3 protein-coding genes are annotated in these 1,960 nt (G+C 61.4%); 1 reads left to right on the top strand and 2 read right to left on the bottom strand.

The annotated features are described in order from the left end of the window. Positions 1–307 precede the first annotated feature (307 nt). Together A5622_RS29590 and nrdF are read right to left on the bottom strand one after the other, a co-directional pair. Positions 308–466: a hypothetical protein gene (locus A5622_RS29590; RefSeq protein ID WP_165827780.1), complete on the bottom strand. Its 159-nt coding sequence runs from the start codon at positions 464–466 to the stop codon at positions 308–310. A 242-nt stretch (positions 467–708) separates the two neighbouring features. Beyond that, positions 709–1,683 (bottom strand): class 1b ribonucleoside-diphosphate reductase subunit beta, encoded by a 975-nt coding sequence (nrdF, locus tag A5622_RS08840; protein WP_197497868.1) that lies wholly within the window; start codon positions 1,681–1,683, stop codon positions 709–711. Between the two features lie 181 nt (positions 1,684–1,864). Between nrdF and A5622_RS08835 the strand changes: the two genes are divergently transcribed. Then, positions 1,865–1,960 (top strand): SRPBCC family protein (locus A5622_RS08835; protein WP_197507977.1); only part of this gene is annotated, 96 nt, incomplete at its 3' end.

Below are 1,960 nucleotides of genomic sequence, written 5' to 3'. Positions count from 1 at the left end.
GGCCAGCAGTCCCGGCCCTCGTCCTCGCGTCGAGGAACGTGCATGCGAACGCCACTGCAGATCTAGCCGACGTGCCGCTGGCGGCTAGTGCGAGTGATCGCGCGGGAAGCCAAGCAGTGCGGGCCACAAAGCAACGTCGGAGGCCCGCGGTAAATCGGGTACGGGTATTTTCCGCTTCGGGCTTATTAGCGGTCGAGTCAATAATCGGCTGGTATCCACAATCGCGAGAAAGCAGATCGCGGGAAACCCAATGCGCGTTTGCCAGTCGCTAGTAGAAGTTCCAAAGAGGCGACAGTGATCGGCCGAGCTAGCCAACACCTTCCGAGCTCTGCTCGGTGGCGCAGTGGACCATTCGCTCGCTCAGCTGGATCAGCGGGTCTTCATACCCACCAGGCATGGTGTAGGCCAATCGGCGCAATTCGACGGCAAACTCGTACAGATGCTGGGTCAGCAACGCGACGGTCATAAGGCGGCAGTGACGATCTTTGCGGTGACGGTAGCTACGCGGAACAACATACTTCCCAAACTTCCCCCTATAGGCGACCCAGATGTTTGGCGACGTGTCCCGATTCGTCGATGGCAGCGTAATCGCTCCCGCATCTAATTACAACTGTGTTTGTAAAAACTCCCGCGCGGCGTATGGAGCGGACCAATAAGTCTCCGGCCGGCCGACCGTGCAAGACGGACCAGCTATGCGAGCTGCGGTTGCTAGAAGTCCCAGTCCTCGTCCTCGGTGACGACGGCCTTGCCGATCACGTAGGACGAGCCCGAGCCGGAGAAGAAGTCGTGGTTCTCGTCGGCGTTGGGTGACAGCGCCGACAGGATCGCCGGGTTGACGTCGGTCTCGTCGCGCGGGAACAGCGCCTCGTAGCCGAGGTTCATCAGCGCCTTATTGGCGTTGTAGCGCAGGAACTTCTTGACGTCCTCGGTCAGCCCGACCTCGTCGTAGAGGTCCTGGGTGTACTCCACCTCGTTGTCGTAGAGCTCGAAGAGCAACTCGTAGGTGTAGTCCTTGAGCTCCTGCTTGCGCGCGTCGTCCACCAGGGCCAGGCCGCGCTGGAACTTATAGCCGATGTAATAGCCGTGCACGGCCTCGTCGCGGATGATCAGCCGGATCATGTCGGCGGTGTTGGTCAGCTTGGCCCGGCTCGACCAGTACATCGGTAGGTAGAAGCCGGAGTAGAACAGGAAGCTCTCCAGCAGCGTGGAGGCGACCTTGCGCTTGAGCGGCTCGTCGCCCTTGTAGTACTGCATGACGATCTCGGCCTTGCGCTGCAGGTTGGGGTTCTCCTCCGACCAGCGGAAGGCGTCGTCGATCTCGGCGGTCGAGCACAGCGTGGAGAAGATGTTGCTGTAGCTGCGGGCGTGCACCGACTCCATGAACGCGATGTTGGTGTACACCGCTTCCTCGTGCGGGGTCAGCGCGTCGGGGATGAGGCTGACCGCCCCGACCGTGCCCTGGATGGTGTCCAACAGGGTCAGGCCGGTGAACACGCGCATGGTCATCTGCTTCTCGTGGGCGGTCAGGGTGCCCCATGACGGCAGGTCGTTGGACACCGGCACCTTCTCCGGCAGCCAGAAGTTGCCGGTCAGCCGGTCCCAGACCTCGGCGTCCTTGTCGTCTTGCAGCCGGTTCCAGTTGATCGCCGAAACGCGGTCGATCAGCTTCATGTTTTCGGACACCAGAACCCCACTTCACACGCCGTTTTGCCGGATGAATCTCAGGCTCCAGACACTACCCCTGGGGTGCGACAAGCGACGGCAACACAACAACTTGTGTTTGCGTGTCGCAAGCGCCCCCCGGCGCACCGTCGGTTCCATTCCGTTCTCCAGTATCGCGCGCCAAGGATGTACCATTTGGTACATGTTTACCGAAGACAGCGTCGAGATCGACGCACCGCCCCGACTCGTCTGGGACGTCTTCACCGACGTCGAGCACTGGCCGGACTGGACCGCCTCG

It is taken from the genome of Mycobacterium sp. 1245801.1, from assembly GCF_001673055.1.
Taxonomy (GTDB): domain Bacteria; phylum Actinomycetota; class Actinomycetes; order Mycobacteriales; family Mycobacteriaceae; genus Mycobacterium; species Mycobacterium europaeum_A.
This window is presented reverse-complemented; position numbering and strand designations above follow the sequence as displayed.

Coding starts and splice junctions, on each gene's coding strand:
- A5622_RS29590 (WP_165827780.1), bottom strand. CDS start 466: ATGACCGTCGCGTTGCTGACCCAGCATCTGTACGAGTTTGCCGTCGAA.